Raw genomic sequence first — 17354 nt, forward strand, 5'->3', positions numbered from 1 at the left:
ATATGAAAAGATTTTATTTAGGATTACTAGTTATGAGTGTTTCAACAATTCAATCTCAAAAATTCCCTGATCTGAAAGCTCCTATTGCTGAAAAGCAGGAACATCTCCGTGAAATACATGGTGATAAAGTAAATGATCCTTATTATTGGATGATTGATTACTTCAAAAAAGGAAAAGATTCTACAAAAGTAGTTGATTACCTGAAGGCAGAAAACACCTATTGGGAAGGGATGATGAAAGACACAGAACCTTTCAGAGATCAGCTTTTCAAGGAAATGAAAGCAAGAATCAAGGAGAAAGACGAGTCCGTTCCTACCTTCAAAAAAGGTTATTATTACTATACCCGAACTGAAACCGGAAAACAGTATTTCAAATATTGCAGGAAGAAAGGAAACCTAAATGCTCCGGAGGAAATCCTGCTGGATGTAGATCAACTTGCCGAAGGGCATGCTTACTACTCGGCTTCAGGATTTAGCATTAGCCCTGACAATACCAAATTAATTTACGGAGTAGATGATGTTTCCAGAAGGCAGTATAAACTATTTTTAAAAGATCTTTCTACCGGAAAAATAACAGATCTTGGCATTAAAAACACGACAGGTTCTGCCACTTGGGCGAATGATAATAAAACAATCTTTTACACCGGAAAAAATGCCGAAACGCTTTTAACCGAGAAAATCTTCAGACATTCTCTGGGAACAGATGCCGCTAAAGATGTTTTGGTGTATGAAGAGAAAGACAAGACCAATTATATTGGGGTTGGAAAATCAAAGAATGAAAAATTCATTATGATTTATTCCGGTGCTACAACCTCTTCTGAGACAAGATATCTTGATGCCGAAAATCCTAACGGAACATTCAAAGTTTTCCAACCGAGAATGAAAGATGTATTGTATGATGTGACTGCTTTGGAAGATAAATTTTTAATCACCACCAATAAAGATGCACTCAATTTCAAAGTTGTAGAAACTCCTCTAGACAAAACAGGTGTTGAAAACTGGAAGGATTTCGTTCCGCACAGAAAAGATGTATTGATGCAGGGAATCAGTGAATTTAAAAATTACCTTGTTTTCAGTGAGATGTTTTTTCAAAATTTAATACAAAATTTATAATTTAAACGGGAAAAAAAACAATTTCAGTGAAAGACAAAACGGACTTTCACAATTGGTTATTTACGACAGAAAAACGGGTAAAAAAGAATTCCTGAAATTCGATGAGCCTACTTATACTGTTTATGCATCAGGAAATCCGGAATACAATACAGATAATTTCCGTTTTGGATATACTTCTATGATTACCCCAAGTTCTCAATTTGAACAAGATTTAAAGACAGGAAAAAGAACTTTACTGAAACAACAGGAGGTTTTAGGGGGGTACAATAAAGAAAATTACACCACAGAAAGACTTTTTGCTACCGCAAAAGACGGAACAAAAATTCCTATTTCTATCGTTTATAAAAAAGGATACAAAAAAGATGGAAACAGCCCACTCCTACTGTATGCTTACGGTTCTTATGGAAACTCTATAGATGCCGCATTCAGCAGCACAAGGCTCAGTCTTCTGGACAGAGGTTTTGCATTTGCAATCGCTCATATCCGTGGCGGCCAGGAAATGGGAAGACAATGGTATGAAGACGGTAAAATGATGAAAAAGAAAAATACATTTACCGATTTTATTGATTCCGGAGAATATTTAGTGAAGGAGAAATATACATCTCCAAAACATTTGTATGCACAGGGAGGAAGTGCAGGAGGTCTATTGATGGGTGCTATTGTCAATATGAAACCTGAATTATGGAACGGCGTTATTTCACAGGTTCCCTTTGTAGATGTTGTGAACACGATGATGGATGAAACGATTCCATTAACCACCAATGAATATGACGAATGGGGAAATCCAAGCAATAAAGAAGCGTATTTCTACATGAAATCCTACTCTCCGTATGAAAACGTAGAAAAGAAAAACTATCCTAACATCCTGGTAACAACAGGACTTCATGATTCTCAGGTACAATATTTTGAGCCTGCAAAATGGGTAGCAAAATTAAGGGATATGAAAACAGATAAAAATGTATTATTATTAAAAACAGACATGGCTTATGGCCACGGCGGTGCTTCAGGAAGATTTGATTACCTGAAAGATCTTGCCTTGGTGTATGCTTTTATGTTTAAATTAGAAGGAATTACTAAATAAAAATATCATGCAGATTAAGAATGAAAAATCTGCGAGAAATAATAAATAAATAATTTTAGATAAAAAATATGAGAAGAAAAATAGTTGCAGGAAACTGGAAAATGAACAAAAACATAATTGAAGCTCAACAATTGATGGTTCAGTTATTAAGTTATAAAAACAACCACAAAACCAACTGCGAAGTTTGGATTGCACCTCCATCTTTATACTTAATGATGGCAAAAGACATCTTCGAAAAAAATGAGATCGGTGTATTTTCTCAGGATATGAGCGAGCATGTAAGTGGCGCTTATACAGGAGAAATCTCTGCTGACATGTTGGAATCAATTGATGCAACAGGTTCTTTAATCGGACACTCTGAAAGAAGACAATATCACGGAGAAACAGATTCTCACTGTAACGTAAAAGTAAAATTAGCTTTAGACAAAGGTTTAATTCCTATTTACTGTAACGGAGAAACATTGGAGCAAAGAAAAGCGGGTCAACATTTTGAAGTGGTAAAAAACCAAACTGAAGTTGCTCTTTTCACGCTTTCTGCAGAAGAAATTAAAAAAGTAGTAATTGCTTACGAACCTGTTTGGGCAATCGGAACCGGAGAAACGGCAAGCCCTGAACAAGCTCAGGAAATCCACGCTCATATCAGAAGCATCATCGCTGCAAAATACGGAAAGGAAGTTGCTGACGAAGTTTCTATCCTTTACGGAGGTTCTGTAAAACCAGACAACGCCAAAGAGATTTTCTCTCAACCTGATATTGACGGTGGTTTGATTGGTGGAGCTGCTTTGAAATTAGAAGATTTTTCTAAGATTATTGAAGGATTTAATTCATAATAATAGAATAAAAAAAATATTGAAAACCACCATATTTGGTGGTTTTTTTTGGATATGGTTAGAATATTTTAACGTTAAAAATAAAATAGTAAACCTGGTAATTAACCGCTTTTCCAGCTAGAAAATAAACGTAAAGTTCTTTTTTGAAAATTCCGAAAAAAGATGTAAAAAGTATATAATTCATCTTTTCTTCTTCAGTATAGTCTGGAATTGTTATTCCATAAAATTGTTCAATCTCAATCGCAATAAGATCTAAGAAATCATTTTTGGATAACGACATAGTCAGTCTATTAGTTTAATGTTAAAAAATGATATACGAAGAATCTTTATTTTCAGATTTAAAAACTACAAATTCTATGTAAAATTGATCTTCAACCCATTTTATACACTAACAAATATAGCTATTATAAAGAACAAAAAGTCTCTCAAAATTGAGAGACTTTTTCATGTGGTAAAATTGAAAATTACTGAATATCGACTACATACATTGTTCCTTTGTCTACCTTCCCTGTTTTAGGAAGAATTTTCGCTTTTGGGTTTCCATTTCCATCGTCTGTAACACCGAAATCATCATCATTGAAAACTGCCAGTTTGTTATTTCCTAAATAAACAATTCCTTCAAACTTATCATGTTCATAACCTATCTTAGCGACCAAATCAACAGCCAACGTTTTGGAAACAGGTTTTAATCCTGCCGTGTTTATCTCATCCCAAGTAGATTGCTCAAGCGTTTTATTATTAATTTTCAACCCGTCAACCGCTGTAAGATCAGATCCGCTCACATCTGAAGCACCTGTTAAGTTTATTCTGTATACCTTTTTAGTTCCGCCTTGTGAACCGAAGTTTCCATCCCTTTCAATCACTAAAAATTCGGTGTTACTGATTGCTGTAATATCACAAACAGAATCTGACCCCCCTCCATTTTGTTTATATAAATATTGTTTCGTTTGCCCTGTTGCAAGATCAAAAGTTACAATTCTCGTTAATGTAGTATTCGTCGCTAAAGTTTTATTAGGAACATACATTGTAGATTGCATGGTGCCCACCAACATTTTCCCGTCCGGTGTCATACACATCCCTTCCATCCCTCTATTCGGTCTTCTTTTGGCTAAGACTGCCGGTAACTTTCTTGGTCCGGTATTGACTCCGATTGGGCTTATTCTTTCCAACTCTACTCCATCTGCGTTATAATGCACAATGTGAGGGCCGTATTCATCCGAAACCCAGAATGTGCCATCTGCCGCAGCGACAATACTTTCACTATCCAACCCATAATTATCCGTTGGCAATACATTTCCGGCAACATCATACGCCGTTTCCCCTGTACTTCCCATTCCAACAGGATTTGGACGACCTGAAATAGGCTGTCCTGAAGGATTTTTAAGTTTGATGTATTTAATCACTTCAATATTTCCTTGTGCATTGATCTTAAAATGCATAATCGTTGGCGTAAAATTAGGAACCAGAAATTTCACTCCACTTAAATAAGCTGTATTCGGGCCTCGGTCTGTAATGACATAGAATTCTCCTTTTCTTGTAGGATGTGCTGTAGCTCCAGAGCCAAAACCTCCATTGATCACATCGATGCCATTTACCATTGCCAAAGTAGTGAACGGAAATTCCTGTGGAAGTTTAGAATAGTTGATATCCTGATTATCTACATTATCATCATTATTATTGTTACAAGCCGCTAAAGCCATGAAGGCAAGAACTGGTAATAGGATTTTTTTCATAGTTACTTTTATGGCAGCGAAAGTAAGTACTGAATGTAAACTGATCTTGAATGGAATGATAAATCTGTTTTAAATTTTGTTTATTATTTTTTTTAGGAGCTGTTTCCCGCTTTCCGTTGCAATCTTTTTTTCCAAAAAAGGATTTTCTCTGCAATCGGGGCTAGGGTTATAGGAATGGTGGCTTCGAGAGCCTCAGCCACCAGGGAATTTTTGTCGTTCTTTCTAAGTATAACTTCACTATTAAGTAAGTATTTTTTTGTCATTCTGAAAGAATCTCCACAAAAGTTTTTTATAATTCGATCTCTATAAAATGAGTTTAGATTCCTCCGGAATGACAAACTTTTTGGGTGATGAGAATGTACTATTAAAGGGATTTTGAGATTGCTTTACTTCGACAGGCTCAGCACAGGCTAGCTTCGCTCCTCCCAATGAACTAATAAAAAAACGCGCCAAGATTGACGCGTTTCATTGTTTTATTTTTCAAAGAAAAATTATTTCTTATCTTTCGTTGCTCTCTGTAAAACCTCATCTACCATTCCGAAGTCTTTTGCTTCCGTAGAAGTCATCCAGTAATCTCTGTCAGACGCTTTTTCTACCCATTCGTATGATTGACCTGAATGTTCAGAAATAATGTCATATAATTCTTTTTTCAATTTCAACATTTCTCTTAAGTTGATCTCCATATCAGAAGCCACCCCTTGTGCACCTCCTGAAGGCTGGTGAATCATTACTCTTGAATGCTTAAGCGCAGAACGCTTACCTTTTTCTCCTGCCACCAATAATACCGCTCCCATTGAAGCTGCAATACCTGTACAGATAGTTGCTACATCAGGCTTAATGATCTGCATGGTGTCATAAATTCCTAATCCTGCATATACACTTCCTCCAGGAGAGTTGATGTAAATTTGGATGTCTTTTGAAGGATCTGAACTCTCCAAGAACAAAAGCTGTGCAGTTACGATATTAGCAACCTGATCATCAATTCCTGTTCCCAGGAAGATAATCCTGTCCATCATCAAACGAGAAAAAACGTCCATCTGAGCTACGTTCATTCTTCTTTCTTCCATGATGTACGGTGTAAGATTGGTTGGACCATACATTCCCATATACTGATCGGTAGCAAGACCGCTGTTTCCTAAATGCTTTACAGAGAAATCTCTGAATTCTTTTTTAATGTCCATATTTCTATTCGTATTATTTAAAATTTATTTGAGATTTAAATTACAACTATTATTCCTAAAATTTTATAGGACTTTTTGTCACAGGCGACCAGCCTATTTTTTCAATAATCTGCTTAGAGAAGTCGTTTAGCATCATGATTTTCTTGATCGCATCAAAATACTTTTCCGGATTGGTGTCACGATATTCTTCAAGATCTGCTGTCGTTTGCTTGATCATCACATGAATGTAATAATATTTGTGAATTAAGATGTTATTTTCCACTTCTTCAGCAATGTGATCTCCCATATTGGGTGGAAATATATTTCGGGTAGCCCAATCACTCAATTCATTAGGGTGCATCAAAGCGTCTGCTACTTTTAAGGTAATATCTGCATCCATCAACGTGATAAAAAAACTTCCTGATCTTAATTCATCATGTTCAATACCTTCTTTGATGTTATTGATGATCTTTTGATTGGTTTCTATCTGGAATTCATACTGTTCTTCTTCAAAATGATTAAGAATTTCCTCAATTACCGTTACTTCATATTCTTCATTCTTGTCATTTTCTCTGTGCAGAACCACATCACCGAACATCAACATCGTGTCAATCAGTTTATTTTCCTGATGAAGAATATTAAACTGTATAGAATCTACTTCCTTTTCAGGTTTCGGTACAATTTCTAACTTCGTAGGCTTCTGCTCTTTCTGTTGCTGAACATGTTGCGTCTGATTTTGCGTAACCTGTCTTTGAACATCAAGTTCATTAAACAAACTCTGCTCGGACAATCCGAATTTATTGGATACTTCTTTAAGATAAACCTCTCTTTTAAGCGCATTTTGTACAAAAGAAACCGATTTTACGATATTCCTGATGGCGTCTGCTTTCTTGATCGGATCACTTCCGGCATCTTTTAAAAGAATTTCTGCTTTAAAATCAATAAAATCCATCGCTTCATTTTCGATGAATTTTTCAACATAATCCTGCGGATGTTTTCTGGCAAAAGAATCAGGGTCATCACCTTCCGGGAATAAAAGAACACGAATGTTCATCCCTTCCGTCAGCAACATATCAATACTTCGGAAACTCGCTTTGATTCCCGCATTATCTCCATCAAAAAGAATCGTTACATTTTCCGTCAATCTTTTGATAAGCTTAATTTGCTCCGTCGTTAAAGAAGTTCCTGAACTTGCCACAACATTTTCGATACCCGACATATGAAGTGAAATCACATCCATATATCCTTCCACCAAAAGACAGATGTTTTTTCTCGAAATCGCCTGTTTTCCTTGGTTTAATCCATATAAAACATTAGATTTATGATAAATTTCAGTTTCAGGCGAGTTGAGATATTTCGCTGTTTTGACATTATTTCTAAGAATTCTAGCCCCAAAACCAAGCACCCTGCCCGAAAAACTATGAATGGGGAAAATTACCCTTTCACGGAAACGGTCGATTCCTGCAGGAGAATTTTCAGGAAAAATAGAAAGTCCCGATTTCTCTAAAATTTCTTTCGCATATCCTTTCTCTAAAGCAAAAGCGGTAAAAGCATTTTTCTTTTCAGGAGAATATCCCAATTGGAATTTTTTGATGATATCATCCTTTAGTTCACGCTCTTTAAAATAGGCTAAACCAATTGATCTCCCTTCATCTACCTCCCAAAGAAAATTTTGATAATAATCATTCGCTATTTCATGGATCTTATAGAGTACATCTCTTTCAGACTGGGCATTTTTTGCTTCTTCTGAATATTCACGCTGATCTTCTTCAATTTCAATCCCGTATTTTTTTGCTGCGTGGCGAAGTGCTTCAGGATAGGTAAAGTTTTCGATTTCCATTAAAAAAGAGATCGCTGTCCCTCCTTGCCCACTGGAAAAATCTTTCCAAATCTGCTTACTCGCCGAAACTACAAAACTGGGTGTTTTTTCCTCATGGAACGGACTGAGTCCTTTATAATTAGACCCTGCCCTCTTCAACTGCACATATTCACCCACAATCTCTTCTACTCTGATCGTGGAGAATATTTTATCTATGGTCTGTTTAGAAATCATGGTGTAAAAATAAGGAATAAGTTTTTTATTATGACGAGAAACTAAAAATAGACAGCTCTATTATTTATGAATTATTAAACAGAGGCAACCCATAAAAAGATTACAATTATCGAGAAAACCAATCCCAACTATAGATATTATTAATAATACACATATATGTCATTTTTATTATGCATCATTAAAATACGAATATAAAAGATATATGTAACTAAATTTACAATAAACAAAAACATAAACATTTATATATGACTTAAAAATAAACAAAACACAAAATATTAATTCATTCACAATTTATTATCTAATGAAAAAAAACACAATTTTAAAAAAATGGGTATTTCTATTTATTTTCTTTATTGCAACATCTAATTATTATACCCAAGTCATTACAGAGACACAAAATCCTTATTCCTTAGGAACCACAAACGAGTTTTTAAAACAAATACAAGCACAATTAGCAACAATATCTAAAAACAATCCAGAAATAAAACTACCCTTACCTCATTCAGAAACACTTCATGCAAAAGTAAATTACCTAAAAGAAAGATCTTCCTCTGAGATACAACTCGAAGGAGAGATATTGGGCAGAGCATCAGGAAGCTTCAGCCTTGTCATAAAAGATAAAAAATTAGAAGGAAGACTCATCTTTTTAAAAGACAAAAAAGCATACACTTATTATTCTGACAACAATGAAGAAGCTTTTATTAAAGAAGATAATATAAACAACATCATTTGTACAGATTTTATCAGACCTTCAAATTCCTAAATACAGGAAAAGAGAAAATATTCACGCAAGAACACAAAGAATATTGATATCGCTAACCTCCAAAGTCTTCCAGGAGCAGCGGGTTGTTTATTATTAGATTTTGACGGGCATTACCTTCCTGCAGGTAGCGGTTGGAATGCAGGAAACCCTATCAATGCCGCTCCTTCAGGAATGAATAGTGATGAAATTCTAGAAGCCTGGGAAATTACTGCAGAAGACTTTCGTGCATTTAATCTCAACGTTACCACTAATGAAGCTGTCTTTAATACTTATCCGCAAAATAAAAGAAGGAGATGCGTTGTCACAACCACCGATACCGCTTATCCAGGAGGAGCAGGTTTCGCACTGGTGAATAATTTCTCTTCCTTTTCAGATTTACCATGCTGGGCCTTCACTTCAGGAGCAGGCACTTACGGAAAATACATAGGTGAAATTTTATCTCACGAATTTGGACACACCTTAGGCTTAAGACACGACGGACAAAACCAATACACCTATTATAGTGGACATGGAAACTGGGCCCCGATTATGGGAGCAGGTTACTACAGAAATGTAACCCAATGGAGCAAAGCAGAATACACCAATGGAACAAATCATCAGGACGATCTTGCTATCATCACAAGCATAGCTAATGGCGTTGGTTACAGAGTAGATGATCATGGAAATACATCCGCTACAGCAACGCCACTTGTTGTTTCAGGGCAACAGGTTTCTGGTTCTCAAAACCAAGGGGTTATTGGATATACCGATGATATAGATCTCTTTAGCTTTACAACAAGCGGAGGAAATGTAAAACTCAATATACAGGCAACGGAAAGACATAGTAATCTGCTCTTAAAAGTTGATCTATACAATGAAAAGAATACTTTAATGGGTACTTATACCGGGGATCCCAGGAATCTTAGTATTCCCATAAGTATTAATACAGCCCTAAATCCGGGAAAATATTACGTGGCAGTCTCAGGCATTGGGGAAGGAACTCCTGACACTGGATATACAAGCTATTCTTCATTAGGAATTTACAGCATATCAGGATTCATCCCATCATCAGCTCCTTTTTTGACAGCAATAGATAAGCATCAAGACCATAAAATCAGGGGCTACCCCAACCCTGTCATCGATGAACTAACGATAGAAACAGAATCTAATGATCACTTCGATATTCAGATTTCTAATTCTTCTGGGTTAATGATATATCAAACAGCACTAACAAGTAATTATTTAAAAATTCCGTTTTCCGATAAACCGGCAGGACTCTATCTCATTACAATAAGAAATAGAACCACCCAAAAAGAAAATACTTTTAAAATAATTAAAAAATAATTCAACCCAAAAGCGGTTTTCCAAAAACAGGAAGATCGCTTTTTATGCTAAATTTTATCTATTTTTGAGGTCGAATTACTATTCATAAAAAATGAATTATACCATACATACTATCGAAGACTGGCAGGAAATAGTGAACAACATTATTCCTGAAATGAAACATCCTATTCTTTTACTAAAAGGAAATTTAGGAGCAGGAAAAACAACATTCACTCAGTTTTTACTTAAAAACTTAGGAAGCTCGGATGAAGTAAACTCTCCTACTTATTCTATTGTTAATGAATACAATACACCCAAAGGGAAAATCTTTCATTTTGATCTGTATCGTTTAAAAAGTATTGAAGAAGTGTATGACATTGGTATTGAAGAATATCTGGACAATGCTTTTTTATGCATTATAGAATGGCCTGAAGTGTATGAAGATGAGTTGTATGGACTTAACTACCACACAATGAGTATTGTGAACACAGGCGAAGAAAGAGAAATCACATTCGACTAAATATTATGTATCTTTGTCACATAAATTCAATCATCAAATAATTATCTGTAAGACATAATTTATTTTAAAAAAAATGAGTACTACACATATTTTTACTCCATTTACTGAAGAAGAATTAATGCCGCAAGAAGAAAAGTTGGAGGTTATTAAAAAAGGAAAACAATTCAGTATTGGTATTCCTAAAGAAACCTGTCTTCATGAAAGAAGAACATGCATCACACCAGATGCCGTACAGGTATTGGTAGAGCACGGCCATGAGATCATCATTGAATCAGGAGCCGGACAAGGTTCATTTTTTACAGATTTACAGTATTCTGAATCAGGAGCAAGAATAACAAATGATCCCAAAGAAGCTTTCACGCAGGATCTTATTCTAAAAATAAACCCTCCTACAGAAGACGAAATAGATTATATGAAACCGAATACCTATTTGGTATCGGCGCTTCAGATTAATTTAAGGGAGAAAGCGTATTTCTTAAAATTAGCAGAGAAAAAAATCAACGCTATTGCTTTTGAATTTATCGTTGATGAATATAAGCAATTGGCATTAGTACGATTGGTAGGTGAAATTGCAGGAACCGTTTCAATCTTATACGCTTCTGAATTATTAGCATTATCCAACGGATTAATGTTAGGAGGAATCACAGGAGTTCGACCTTCTGAGGTTCTTATTTTGGGCGCAGGAATCGTAGGCGAATTCGCAACCAAAGCCGCCATCGGTCTGGGTGCCAGCGTAAGAGTTTTCGATAATTCGTTATCAAAATTAAGAAGGCTTCACAGCATTGTTGACAGCCGAGTTCCGACTTCCATTATTGATCCGAAGGAATTAAGCAAAGCATTACGACGTGCAGATGTAGTAATTGGTGCTCTTCCAAGATTAAATATGCAACCTATCGTTACCGAAGACATGGTAATGAAAATGAAAAAAGGCAGCGTAATCATCGATATCACAATCGATAACGGAAAAGTAATTGAAACATCTGAGCTTACCACCATGGAAAATCCTTACATTATTAAACATGGTGTAATCCATTGCGGACTTCCGAACCTGACTTCAAAAATGCCAAGAACAACCACAAAAGCAATCTCAAACTTTTTCCTTTCTTACATTTTAAATTACGATGAAGAAGGTGGTTTTGAAAATATGCTGACCCGCAAAAATGAAATGAAGCAGAGTTTATATATGTATAAAGGAAGGCATACTAAAAAAGTAATCTGCGACCGTTTCGGACTTACTTATCACGATATCAATCTTTTAATTTTCTAATGAAAAAGCTTAAGTTTTATATGGTTGGTCTTATTCCAGGACTAATTATTGTATTTTTTATATTAAACAAAAAAGGAGCAAGCTGCAGCGGTTATTTACCCAATAGCCGTGTGATTGCAGAAACTCTTTCTAAAGATTTTAAGTATTCTGACAGTTTCAAAAGTGAAATGAGTACCTACAAAATCAACGAAAAATTCTTAAAAGACGAAATCATTACCAATGGTACCATAGATTTTGACAGAAGTCATGCTCAACAAAAACCATGTCCTGATTATTTGTTGTTTTACCCAAAAGAAAACCCAACGTACGAGGTTACATTTGAAAAATGTGAAGAAATTGTAACGCTGAATTCTTTGAAGAAATTGAAATAGATTTTCTTAAAGCAAATTATATCGAAAGAACTTTGTAACCTTTGCGCTAAAATTCAATGTAGAGACGCTTCGGCTCCGCTCAGCATGACATCACTAATACTAGGCGTTAAAAAATAACCAAAATACATTACAACTAATGGATGGCAATTACTACATGATTCATGATTACCTGATATTCATTGGAGTATTTGCTATTTTCTTTTTTGTAACGGTGGGGATTTATTTGTTTAGTCAGAATCAAAAATTCAAACAGAAAAATACGAAACTGATTGAAACCAATAAACTGATCGAACAAAGATTAAACGAGGTTCAGTTAGAACATATCGGTACAAAACTGAACCCTCATTTGTTTAAAAACATCCTAAATTCGGTTCAGTCCCATGCCTATCAAACATATATGTCATTGGATAAACTAGCCAATGTTCTTGATTATATTCTATACGCAACACATAAAAAACCAAAGAGAACATATATGTCATTGGATAAACTAGCCAATGTTCTTGATTATATTCTATACGAAAGCAACAATAAATTTGTAAGTCCAAAGGAAGAACTTACTTTTGCTTTGAGCTTAATTGAAATCAATAAAATAAAAATCAATCCACTTTTCGACTTTAGAATTAAATCTAAAATTGATAAATCGGATGAAATTTTTGAAGAGAAAGTTTTCGCGCCTCTTATTACGGTTGATCTTATTGAGAATGCTTTTAAACATACCGATTTCTTAGCACAGGATTCTTTTATTTCCATTCAATTAGAATTGGAAGACAGGATTTTCACCATGAAAGTGAGCAATAAAGCTTCGTTAAAGAATGTGTTGGAAAAAGAAAAAAGCGGATTTGGAAGCCAGTCTTTAGATCAAAGATTAAAAATGATCTACAACAATTATTATCAGCTTACTAAAAGTTCAAAAAACGGTATCTTCACAGCCGAATTGGTAATTAATTTAGGTGAATTCTATGATAAAGTGCGTTATTCTTGATGATGAATTACTGGCGATCAGCTATTTAAAACTTCTGTGTGAACAAATTGAGAATGTAGAAGTGGTAAAAGCATTCAACGATCCTAAAATTTTCCTGAACGAAATTGACAACCTTGATTGTAATCTTTGCATTTTAGACATTGAAATGCCGGGAATGACAGGCATTCAGGTAGCTGAACTTATTTCAGATTCAAAAAAAATAATATTCACAACTGCTTATAAAGAATATGCGGCAGAAGCATTTGATTTAAATGTGGTAGATTATGTAAGAAAACCGATTAAAAAAGAAAGGTTGATCCAAGCATTTGAAAAAGCAAAAGAATTGGTTGCAGCCCCTCAAAAAAAAGACTTTATTGAATGGAATACCAACATTGGGAAAACCATTATCTTCACCGAACAGATTGCTTACATTAAAACTTCAGAAATCGATAGCCGCGATAAAGAAATCATGCTCAACGATGGAACAACCATCGTTCTGAAAAACCTCAGTTTTAAATCTCTTCTGGAAATGCTTCCCTCAAAAGATTTTGCACAGGTTAATAAAAAAGAGATCATTGCATTATCTTCCATCAAAGTATTTTCAACCAACGAAATTATCACCTCAATATTGGTAGACGGAGATAACTTCATTAAACTTCAGATTGGAGACACCTATAAAAATTCATTATTGGAAATGTTTGGAAAGTAGATTTTTCATACGTTTTCTATTTCATTACAAATTTTATCCGTTTCATTACATCCCTCCTATTTAACATAGGTAGGCAGCGTACTTTTGCGGCTTGATTAAATAATTTGATTGTGAAAAAACTTTTTTATGTTTGTGGAATTCTCATATCCGGATGTTGTTTCGCTCAGGAATCAGCTGCTAAAGTTAAAGTTGCTTTTTTTGATGGAGTTGCAGTAGCCGGATATGTGGATTATGGGGCCTTCATCAACTTTACCGGACCGAATGTAAATGTAACGCACAAAGATGTTAAATTCATCCTTGGAATGCTTCCATCATTGAGAATTAAAGAAGACAAATCTTCTGGAACTAAAAACAATATGATCACTCCCAATCTGGGAATAGGACTCACTGCAGTTTACAAAAAAATGGCACTACAAATCCCGATGTATTACAACTCTAAAACCGCTGCAGAAAACGGTTCGTGGAAAGTGGGCATTGGTCTTGGCTATTCTTTCAAATAGCTTTTCATTACATTATTGAGGTCATTTATTACATTTTAAAAAGAATAGTATTTAACATAACTATATTCTTATCAACTTTGCATTTAAATATTGGAATTATGAATTTGGGGAAGTATAGAAATCTAATTTTTTACGTGGCTACAATTGCCATTTTCTCCTGCCTGATGTATTACTTCATCGTAGAAGGACAAACATTAGAAGCGGGACAAAATATTGTTGTAAAAACAAGCACAGGTTCCACTTGGGAGAACTTTGTAGAATCTTTTAAAACCAATCTGCATCATCCGCTGGCGTTGTTGTTAGCACAAATCGTTACCATTATTCTTGTGGCGAGATTGTTCGGATGGTTTTGTATGAAAATAAAACAACCCACGGTAATTGGAGAAATGATTGCGGGTATCGTTTTAGGACCCTCACTTTTGGGAATGTATTTTCCTGAATTTTCAACTTTCCTTTTCCCTAAAGAATCCTTAGGTAACCTACAGTTTTTGAGCCAGATAGGATTAATCCTCTTCATGTACATCGTAGGAATGGAACTGGATCTGAGTGTTTTAAGAAAAAAAGCTCATGATGCTGTAGTCATCAGCCATGCAAGTATTATTATCCCTTTTGCATTAGGCATCGGGCTATCCTATTTTATCTATAAAGAATTTGCTCCGGACGGAATTCAGTTCACCTCCTTCGCTTTATTTATCGCTATTGCCATGAGTATCACCGCATTTCCGGTATTGGCAAGAATTGTTCAGGAGAGAAATCTTCAAAAAACAAAACTAGGAACCATTGTTATTACCTGTGCTGCAGCCGATGATATTACTGCCTGGTGTATTTTGGCAGCCGTTATTGCTATTGTAAAAGCAGGATCTTTCGCAAGTTCAATCTACGTCATTATCATGGCGATTGGATATGTCTTTTTAATGATCAAAATTGTAAGACCTTTCCTTAAAAGAATCGGAGACTTGCAAGCAGGAAAAAACACCATCAACAAACCAATGGTTGCCATTTTCTTCCTTACCCTGATCCTTTCTGCATATGTAACAGAAGTGATCGGAATCCATGCTTTATTTGGAGCTTTTATGGCAGGAGCTATTATGCCTGAAAATGCAAAATTCCGTACCATGTTTATTGATAAAGTAGAAGATGTTGCATTGGTTCTTTTACTTCCATTATTCTTTGTATTTACAGGACTTCGTACCCAAATAGGATTATTAAATGACGGTCATTTATGGATGATCGCAGGTTTCATTATTCTAACTGCGGTCATAGGAAAATTTGCAGGAAGCGCGCTCGCCGCAAAATTCCTCGGAATCAATTGGAAAGAAAGTTTAACCATTGGAGCTTTAATGAATACCAGAGGGTTGATGGAATTAATTGTTCTGAATATTGGATATGATTTAGGCGTTTTAAGTCCTGAGATCTTTGCCATGATGGTTATTATGGCCTTGTTTACCACTTTTATGACGGGGCCGGCACTGGATTTCATCAATTATGTTTTCAAATCTAAAAAAGACGAAGATGAAACCCAAGATGATAATGATCCTAAATACCGCGTTCTTCTATCATTTGACAATCCGGAATCCGGAAGTACGTTGTTGAAATTAGCACACGACTTCACCAATAAGATGAACGGAAACAAGAGCATCACTGCCATGAATATTGCTCCCGTGGACGAAATGCATGCTTATGAAATCGATGAATACGAAAGTGAACAGTTTAAAAATGTTATTGAAACTTCACACGAACTTCAATTAGAGGTAACTACCCTTTTCAAAGCTTCCACAGATATTGAAAATGAGCTGACTCATATTACCAATAAAGGAAATTATGATTTGCTTCTGATCATGCTTGGAAAATCAATGTACGAAGGAAGTTTACTGGGAAGATTATTAGGATTTACCACTAAAATCATTAATCCCGAAAAACTTTTAAATACCGTAAAAGGGAAAGGTAATATTTTCAACAACTCTCCTTTTGACGACTTTACGTTGCAGATCTTAGATAAAACAAATATTCCGGTTGGCGTTTTGGTTGAAAAAGATTTTAAATCGGCAGAAAGAGTATTTGTTCCCATCTTTAATTTAAGTGATTTTTATTTGCTTGAATATGCGAAAAGGCTGATCAATAATAACAATTCTCAGATCATCATTCTTGATGCAGGAGGACAGATCAGAAGTAATATTGAAGTAAAAGAATTGATCAGAAGCATCGAACAGGTTGCCCCCAATCACATCACCTTATATAACGAGAAGAAGATTGAGAAAGAATTTTTGGATTCTCAAGATCTCATGTTAATCAGCAGCAAAAGCTGGAAAAGTTTGATTGACACCAAAAGTCTTTGGTTATCGGATATTCCATCAACCCTCATCATCTCAAATCCATAAATTGATTTGCATTTTCACTATATTAAAACCAACTTTTCGAGTTGGTTTTTTTGTTATACCTCTAGTACTCAAACAACTTGTTTAAACTTTTATTTTAACCGCAAAAGTGACAAAAGATTAACACATTAGTGACTTTAAGTTGAGCATTAGGCTACAAATAAGAGCACATAAGTTTTTAAAAATCTTTGCATATTGAGCGGAGTCGAAATATTATTCTTTTGTAGACTTTTCCTTTCTCAATAACCAATCCTTAATTAATCAACGATAGCTTTTGATTCTTTTGCGGTTAAATTGTTAATTCGTTTAAACAGGTTCAAAATCTAAAATCCCACTTTCATCCAATCGTAGTTCTACTACAATTTTTCAATTTTAACACGAATACTTAGGGATTAGAAATATTTTTCATTAATTTTATCCTATAACACACTTGATGGTAATAGATTACATACAACTTCGGAGCAAGTATATGATAGAACGTTTTTAAGAAACCTACATCACTCTTGCTTAACCTAAAAACCTTTTAAAAGAAGACCTACATTCAGGACAAGCCATCAAACTGATTATTGAAGCAGAAAATGTGGTGGGTAAAAAGTATAATTTAAAACTCTGGGAAC

14 protein-coding genes and 1 pseudogene are annotated in these 17354 nt (G+C 35.0%); 11 read left to right on the forward strand and 4 right to left on the reverse strand.

What is annotated here, in order from left to right; translation table 11 throughout:
* Positions 1-2: 2 nt before the first annotated feature.
* Both AMQ68_RS08110 and tpiA read left to right on the forward strand, forming a co-directional pair.
* Positions 3-2193 (forward strand): annotated as a pseudogene (locus AMQ68_RS08110) (S9 family peptidase).
* A 68-nt stretch (positions 2194-2261) separates the two neighbouring features.
* On the forward strand, positions 2262-3023 hold the full coding sequence (gene tpiA / locus AMQ68_RS08115) for a triose-phosphate isomerase (RefSeq protein ID WP_054510150.1): 762 nt from the start codon (positions 2262-2264) through the stop codon (positions 3021-3023).
* 58 nt (positions 3024-3081) lie between these two features.
* On the opposite strand, the gene AMQ68_RS08120 is transcribed toward tpiA, so the two are convergent.
* From AMQ68_RS08120 to dnaG, 4 genes are all read right to left on the reverse strand, one after another.
* Complete coding sequence (locus tag AMQ68_RS08120) at positions 3082-3303, reverse strand: hypothetical protein (RefSeq protein WP_054510151.1); 222 nt, start codon at positions 3301-3303, stop codon at positions 3082-3084.
* A gap of 184 nt (positions 3304-3487) precedes the next feature.
* Positions 3488-4756, reverse strand: a complete 1269-nt coding sequence (locus AMQ68_RS08125) for an esterase-like activity of phytase family protein (protein ID WP_054510152.1) — start codon at positions 4754-4756, stop codon at positions 3488-3490.
* Positions 4757-5247: 491 nt separating this feature from the next.
* Entirely contained in the window at positions 5248-5937 is a 690-nt protein-coding gene (clpP, locus tag AMQ68_RS08130) for an ATP-dependent Clp endopeptidase proteolytic subunit ClpP (protein ID WP_054510153.1), read from the reverse strand.
* 55 nt (positions 5938-5992) lie between these two features.
* On the reverse strand, positions 5993-7969 hold the full coding sequence (gene dnaG, locus AMQ68_RS08135; RefSeq protein ID WP_054510154.1) for a DNA primase: 1977 nt from the start codon (positions 7967-7969) through the stop codon (positions 5993-5995).
* Positions 7970-8270: 301 nt separating this feature from the next.
* On the opposite strand from dnaG, the gene AMQ68_RS08140 reads away from it, so the two are divergent.
* The 9 genes from AMQ68_RS08140 to AMQ68_RS08180 all read left to right on the forward strand — a co-directional run bounded on the left by AMQ68_RS08140 (position 8271) and on the right by AMQ68_RS08180 (position 16740).
* The gene (locus tag AMQ68_RS08140) at positions 8271-8732 is read left to right on the forward strand and encodes a hypothetical protein (protein ID WP_054510155.1); all 462 of its coding nucleotides are present in this window, start codon (positions 8271-8273) and stop codon (positions 8730-8732) included.
* Positions 8733-8903: 171 nt separating this feature from the next.
* Positions 8904-10055, forward strand: coding sequence for a zinc-dependent metalloprotease (locus AMQ68_RS08145; protein ID WP_054510156.1), 1152 nt, complete (start codon positions 8904-8906; stop codon positions 10053-10055).
* A 91-nt stretch (positions 10056-10146) separates the two neighbouring features.
* Positions 10147-10554 carry a tRNA (adenosine(37)-N6)-threonylcarbamoyltransferase complex ATPase subunit type 1 TsaE gene (tsaE, locus tag AMQ68_RS08150; RefSeq protein WP_054510157.1) on the forward strand — a complete coding sequence of 136 codons (408 nt, stop codon included), beginning with the start codon at positions 10147-10149 and terminating at the stop codon, positions 10552-10554.
* 73 nt (positions 10555-10627) lie between these two features.
* Positions 10628-11821 (forward strand): alanine dehydrogenase, encoded by a 1194-nt coding sequence (locus AMQ68_RS08155; RefSeq protein WP_054510158.1) that lies wholly within the window; start codon positions 10628-10630, stop codon positions 11819-11821.
* The gene (locus AMQ68_RS08160) at positions 11821-12192 is read left to right on the forward strand and encodes a hypothetical protein (protein ID WP_054510159.1); all 372 of its coding nucleotides are present in this window, start codon (positions 11821-11823) and stop codon (positions 12190-12192) included. The genes AMQ68_RS08155 and AMQ68_RS08160 overlap by 1 nt, the downstream gene beginning before the upstream one ends.
* A gap of 136 nt (positions 12193-12328) precedes the next feature.
* Positions 12329-13174 (forward strand): histidine kinase, encoded by an 846-nt coding sequence (locus tag AMQ68_RS08165; protein ID WP_082384004.1) that lies wholly within the window; start codon positions 12329-12331, stop codon positions 13172-13174.
* Positions 13152-13862, forward strand: a complete 711-nt coding sequence (locus tag AMQ68_RS08170) for a LytTR family DNA-binding domain-containing protein (RefSeq protein WP_185113393.1) — start codon at positions 13152-13154, stop codon at positions 13860-13862. Before AMQ68_RS08165 ends, AMQ68_RS08170 begins: the two co-directional genes overlap by 23 nt.
* Before the next feature lie 110 nt (positions 13863-13972).
* Positions 13973-14362, forward strand: a complete 390-nt coding sequence (locus AMQ68_RS08175; RefSeq protein WP_054510568.1) for a hypothetical protein — start codon at positions 13973-13975, stop codon at positions 14360-14362.
* A gap of 104 nt (positions 14363-14466) precedes the next feature.
* Complete coding sequence (locus tag AMQ68_RS08180; RefSeq protein WP_082384018.1) at positions 14467-16740, forward strand: cation:proton antiporter; 2274 nt, start codon at positions 14467-14469, stop codon at positions 16738-16740.
* Positions 16741-17354 lie beyond the last annotated feature (614 nt).

This window comes from Chryseobacterium sp. ERMR1:04 (assembly GCF_001297705.1).
In the GTDB taxonomy this organism is placed as follows: domain Bacteria; phylum Bacteroidota; class Bacteroidia; order Flavobacteriales; family Weeksellaceae; genus Chryseobacterium.